Origin of the sequence: Mesorhizobium sp. M5C.F.Ca.IN.020.32.2.1 (genome assembly GCF_004023105.1) — a bacterium.
Lineage (GTDB): Bacteria > Pseudomonadota > Alphaproteobacteria > Rhizobiales > Rhizobiaceae > Mesorhizobium > Mesorhizobium wenxiniae.
Window position 1 is genome coordinate 1 of sequence record NZ_RZSX01000406.1, and the last position, 5,492, is coordinate 5,492.

Annotated in this window: 6 protein-coding genes; 3 read left to right on the forward strand and 3 right to left on the reverse strand. The window is 59.3% G+C overall.

Going from position 1 to position 5,492, the window contains the following annotated elements:
- The first annotated feature begins 200 nt into the window (after nucleotides 1-200).
- Both EOA86_RS20100 and EOA86_RS39475 read left to right on the forward strand, forming a co-directional pair.
- Complete coding sequence (locus EOA86_RS20100; protein ID WP_128343239.1) at nucleotides 201-866, forward strand: DUF1236 domain-containing protein; 666 nt, start codon at nucleotides 201-203, stop codon at nucleotides 864-866.
- A 767-nt stretch (nucleotides 867-1,633) separates the two neighbouring features.
- Nucleotides 1,634-2,206 carry a hypothetical protein gene (locus EOA86_RS39475; RefSeq protein WP_206630076.1) on the forward strand — a complete coding sequence of 191 codons (573 nt, stop codon included), beginning with the start codon at nucleotides 1,634-1,636 and terminating at the stop codon, nucleotides 2,204-2,206.
- Nucleotides 2,207-2,239: 33 nt separating this feature from the next.
- Here EOA86_RS39475 and EOA86_RS20105 read toward each other — a convergent pair whose 3' ends face one another.
- The 3 genes from EOA86_RS20105 to EOA86_RS20115 all read right to left on the reverse strand — a co-directional run bounded on the left by EOA86_RS20105 (nucleotide 2,240) and on the right by EOA86_RS20115 (nucleotide 4,775).
- The gene (locus EOA86_RS20105; protein WP_128343241.1) at nucleotides 2,240-2,914 is read right to left on the reverse strand and encodes a response regulator transcription factor; all 675 of its coding nucleotides are present in this window, start codon (nucleotides 2,912-2,914) and stop codon (nucleotides 2,240-2,242) included.
- Nucleotides 2,914-4,317 (reverse strand): sensor histidine kinase, encoded by a 1,404-nt coding sequence (locus EOA86_RS20110; protein ID WP_128343245.1) that lies wholly within the window; start codon nucleotides 4,315-4,317, stop codon nucleotides 2,914-2,916. Before EOA86_RS20110 ends, EOA86_RS20105 begins: the two co-directional genes overlap by 1 nt.
- Nucleotides 4,318-4,583: 266 nt before the next feature.
- Entirely contained in the window at nucleotides 4,584-4,775 is a 192-nt protein-coding gene (locus EOA86_RS20115; RefSeq protein ID WP_029353282.1) for a DUF3606 domain-containing protein, read from the reverse strand.
- A gap of 334 nt (nucleotides 4,776-5,109) precedes the next feature.
- Here EOA86_RS20115 and EOA86_RS20120 point away from each other — a divergent pair.
- The coding region (locus EOA86_RS20120) for a hypothetical protein (RefSeq protein WP_128343243.1) at nucleotides 5,110-5,492 on the forward strand (383 nt) is incomplete at its 3' end.

Sequence of the window (5,492 nt, forward strand, 5' to 3'; positions counted from 1 at the left end):
TAGGGGAACCCGCACCTCTGCTGTAACAAAAGACACGAGCCCATTCGGCGCGCGCCATGGCTCAGTACGGCGCGGGCATGAACGCGGCCTGTTTGTTCCAACAGGCTCCGATCGCTTCCGCCCGGTCAATTCGCCTGGAACAAAACTTTCCAGAGGTGGTTTTCCCCGTGAAGGGACAGACTTTTCGAAGGAGACGTCTCGTGAAAAAAGTTCTGATCACCAGTATGCTGGCCATCGGCGTTGGCTGTGGAGCAGCGCTCGCTCAGGAACAGCAGCCGGCGCAAACCCAGTCGGGCGCCGACACCAATTGCCCGGCCGGCTCGGCCGGTTGCCCGGAAGGTGCGACGGGCGAACAGTCCCAAGGTAAGGCCGAGGAGCAAGCTCAAGGCAAGGCGAAGATGCAGACCGATGAGCAAGCCCAGGGCAAAGCCGGCGCAACCACCGAGCAGCAGACCCAAGGCGAGGCTGGCGCCACAACCGACCAACAGGCGCAGGACAAGGCCAAGGTCCAGACCGAGCAGCAGACCCAGGGCGAGGCCGGTGCCACCACCGAGCAGCAGACTCAGGGCACGACCTCTACTCAGGATGAGACTTCGACCGGCGCGATCAGCAATGTGACCGTTGAACAGAAAACGGAAATCACCCAAATCCTCAAGCAGGAGAGGCTCGAACCGGTCGCCAGCGTTGATTTTGATATCTCAGTGGGTGTCGAGGTTCCGCGGCAGAAGGTTAAGCTGCGTCGTCTGCCACCGCGAATCGTCGAGATCGTTCCGGCTTACGAATCCTATGAGTATTTCGTATTGGCCGATGGCCGAATCGTCATCGTCGACCCGGGTACGCTCAAGATCGTCCTTATTCTGACCTAACGCCCTTCTTCGGTAAAGGAGGGGTCCGCGGCCCCCACGGCGGTCCCCTTCAACATGCATCGGTTGAAGTTGGAGAGGAGTCTCCATTTCTCGAACGGCGGCTGTTTACGTCGCCAGTACACCGCCGTTCTAGCTGGCGGGGCTTTTTGCGGTTGAGGACCCTCCCCAGCCGTAACCTCATGGATCACCCTCGACGGCGCCCTTCTTTGTCGAAAACGCCTGAGATAGGGCTTCAGTCTGTCCGCTGGTAGACTATGGGCTGGCGCAGGCAGTGCTTTGGTCCGGGACCGCTATCGCAAAAGCCTGAGATGGGAGAGTTTTCAGGAACCGAGCTCCTGCAGGCGTCGTTGCGATGCCAACCCGTGACAGGAGGCTGCAATGGACCCCAGCATTCACCAAGCACGCTGGCTTCTTTTTCCGGTATTTGGCTTGGTGTTCGGGGTCGCGGCCGTCGGGCTTATTATCGGCTGACGGGCCCGATCAATGAAGGCAACACACTTGCGCAGTAACGAGTCCCTTCCTGCGCTAGCGAGACCCACCGGTTTCTCCCCGTGAGACTGGTGGGTCTTGACACCGCCTGATGATGGCGAAAGCGTGATAGATGGTGCAGAGTACAGAGGATTGGCTCGGGCGAATTCGAAACAGGTGGTAATGCAACGCAGACCGTGACGGTCAGAGGATATTCTAGCGTGCTATTGGCAAATTCATTGACCACAGACGCGATACGGCCGCAACGCCTGAGGCTTCGTGAGGCAAGAGTTCTCGCCATGATGAATGTGCGGCCTTCGTGCTCTCAATCGCAGCGCAGGCTCAAATCTCTTCGAAGGCTTCGCGTCGCCATCTGCCTCACCGCATCGACCTTGATTCTCGTCGTGAGCCCCTACCGTGTGGCACCGGACGGCCTGTCCCTGACGCTTAGCCCGCAGGCCGCCCAGGCACAAGGGAACTCTGGGAACGCTGGGAACTCCGGGAACTCTGGAAACTCTGGAAACTCCGGGAACTCCGGGAACGCTGGAAACTCCGGGAACGCTGGAACTCCCGGGAGCTCGAACTCCAATGCCAACGCGGGCAAGGGCAAATCAAAATCGTCAAAAGGCAATCCCCCTGCAAATCCAGTTGCCGCGGTAAACCCCGCCAACAAGCCAAAAGTATATGTCAACGCGACCACTGGAGACCGGATCGAAGTGCGCGGGCCAAGTGTGGGTGTAGTGCATTCCAACGGACTCAGCGAGCGCATCGACGGTGGCCATTATGAAATGCGGGATGCGATGGGCCGCACCATCATTCGGCGGCAGGCAACGAACTCCGATCGGGCAAGACTGCTCGGCATGATCGAGTGATGGCGAGTTCACAGGCCGCAAGGCTACCTTGCTTCACGCAGGATGGCGGGCAGGCGGACGCTGATGCTCGGTCGCGTCGCGCAGTGTCATCGCGGCTTCGGTCCGGTTGCTCACATTGAGCTTGGCGAGAATTCGCGTCATATGATGCTTTATGGTTTTCTCGTGCAGGTTCAGCTGAAGACCGATCCGCTTGTTGCTCAATCCCGCGGCAACGAGCGTCAGGATCTCTCTTTCGCGGCTGGTGAGTTCGGCCAGCGCGTCGGGTTTCGCGGTCGCGGTTGACTGGGCAGACAAGTCGACCAGCACGCGCGCCGACAATTGCGGGCAAACATACCGCTCGCCCATAGCCACCGTGCGCAGTATGGCGGCCAGGGTTCTCGACCCGACCCCCTTCAGGACATAGCCTCTTGCCCCGCTCTGCAAGGCGGTCATGACATGCTGGTTTTCCTCCGAAACGGTCAGCATCACGATTTTCAGATCCGGATGCCGCTCCAGAGCCGGTTCGATCGCACTGAGGCCCCCTCCAGGCACCGAGATGTCCATCAGGAGAATATCGAGCTGCTGGTCTTCCGATATCCGCAAGGCATCGTCTCTACTGCTGCCTTGGGCAACGATCTCGAACCCGCCGATCTGCTCGAGAGTGCGCACGACGCCCTCCCTGAACAGCGGATGGTCGTCGATGATGGCGAGCTTTATGGCGGCTGCCATCACGCCTGTCCTATTTCAATTATGTTGAGAACCATTTTCACCACCGTGCCATTCTGTGAAGATGTTACACCAAATTGGCCGCCGAGGCTTTCTACCCGCTCACGTAGCCCGATGAGCCCCAGCCTTTCAGGGTGGATGATCTTCGGGTCGAAACCTGGGCCGGTGTCGGAAACCTCGATAGAAACGCGCTCCCCGTCGAAATGTTTCGCGACCGATTGACCGGCACCCCCGGCGTGGCGAAAGCCGTTGTTCAGCGCTTCCTGAATGAAGCGAAAGATGCAGATCTTGGCCGCTGGTGACAAGGGTGCGTGCCCCCCGGTCATGGACAGCATCACTTTGACGCCGGTCCGTTCGTCGTGCGCTCGCACGGCAAGCTCAAGGATTTCCGTCAGCTCGGCATTCTCGACATGCGGCAGCATGAGGCCCTTGCTGACATTCCTGATTTCTCGCATCGCATCGTCCAAATTCGCTTTGACCACCTGCAATTCCCGTGCGCGCGCCGCGGCCGGCGTGGCAGGATCGGCTAGCACGGGGCTGTCAATCCCTAGCGCAGCGAGGGCAACCAGTTGCGCCGGCCCGTCGTGCAGGTCCGCGCCGATCCGCCTGAGGTAACGTTCGTTAAGTGCCGTGGCGCGCTGCGAAGCACGCTGCACCCGCAATCTCAACATTCTGTTCTGAGCAACCAGATCGGAAAGTTCGGCAATGCGCCGCTTCAAGGAGTGGCTCTGGGAACGAATCGTGCGGCTGCCACGAAAAACGATCGCCGAAAGCCCAAGGAAAAAAAGTGCGGTAACGGCAGCGACATCGAACCAGGTCCGAACGAGTGCCTGCCGGAGGTCCATTTCAAAATCGGTGGCGATCTCGTCGAATTCCAAAACGGCTACGACTTCGCCCGACCACGGCTGAAGCATCGGATTATAGATTTCAAGAAGATGCAAGCCGCTGTCCCTCTCAGCCTGATTGTCATAGTGCCTGTCCAATTCAGCAACTATGTCGCCTGCGAATGCGGCCCGGAGATTGTCGCTGAGTGGAAAGCGCTTCCCGACCAAATTTTTATTGGTTGAATAGAGGATGGTGCCGTCGCGGCGCCAGAGCTTGAAGGATTCGAGCCTTGTGCCGAGTGCGCCTTGCCCCAGCGTCTCATCTAGCGCGTGGGCAACGCTCTCCTCCAGCACCTCGCTCCTGCGCATGTCGGGGAGCAGCGGCGCGATAACGCTGTCGACGTAAAGAGCAGTCGCAGAAGCCGAGTTCCGGGTGACCGCTGCTTCTATCTGGCTTGTCACTGAAATTCCCACCACGATCATCGCCGACAGCGAGAACAGCCCGCCGGCGAGCAGAAACTGGGTAGCCAGCGACAGTGCATTCCATCGATCGATCAGTCTTGTCGCTCTGTATCGCGCCATGTCCCCAACGGCCCGGTCGGCGGCGCGTCGCGCCAGCGGCACGATTCGAGAGAACCGGCCAATCTGTTGTCGAACGACGCTTAGCGACGCCATCTTTGATCTGCAACCGATCAATCGCAAGGGAACTTAGGGCTTACAGACGGAACGGAAACCGCAGCCAGCGGTTTTTTTGCGTAAGCGCCACGGTCTCGTCGAGCGAGGCGGCAAGTCGTGACGGGCAACGCCAACGCTTTCGATCTCCCCCTGGCACAAGATGCGGCGTATTTTCACTTCCGGTCGCGCAATTCTCTCACCGCTTGAGTAAGGGTCATTCGATCGTTACCGTTCTTTTTGATCAGCTTACTGACCTGGCTGGGCGAAACGCCATTTTCTCGCGCGAAATGTTCCACCTCGTAGTACTCGTCGACTGACAGGCGGTCGTGGTCGAGGAAGTCTCGATTGCACTTGTTGTCGGCCATTTCCTTTCTCCTGGCGAAGCCTAACACGGGGCTGAATGTCGGTTGGAAACAGGCTGGAGGATGGTGGACACTCTCTCCATGAGCTCCTCCTGTGAACTTGCGGCGAACGAGTGCGAGCGGTAGCGGTTCCGGGCGGCTCGATAGCCGGACCCATTGCGCGCGGCAGGTCAGACTTAAGTCCAACGGCAAGGCTTCTCGGATCGGACCGAAGCCCAGCCAAGGAACGTTTGCAGCGGTCTCATGTTTGAGCAAGTCTAGCGCGAAGATGGATGAGGGGAGGAGACGCCCGCCGCTTCGAATGAGCGGCGGGCGACTATGCTATGGGCTGTGTCAAATGCGAACAATCAGCAGACTTTTCGATTCCCGCGACCAGGCAGCGCGTGCAGTTGCCGCGCTTCAGGCGGCAGGAATTTCTCACGAACAGATCAGCGTCATCGGACCATACGACGACGAAATCAGCGCTGTCCTGCGCGGTCCGGGCGGTGTCGCATTTGGCGCGGTCGCTGGTCTGTTAATCAGCCTGGGTGCTTTTGGAGCCACTGGCATTGATCCTGTCGGAGCCGTGGCTGGCATGGTCCTCGTCGGTGGGGCCTGCGGCGGCTTTGCTGGTGGGCTTCTCCAGGCATCTGCCGATGTTGCCAAAAAGCCGGCTGAGCCGAACGTTGAACAAGGCGTCATCTTTGTGATGGCGCAGGTCGATGAAAACCAGGCCGATAC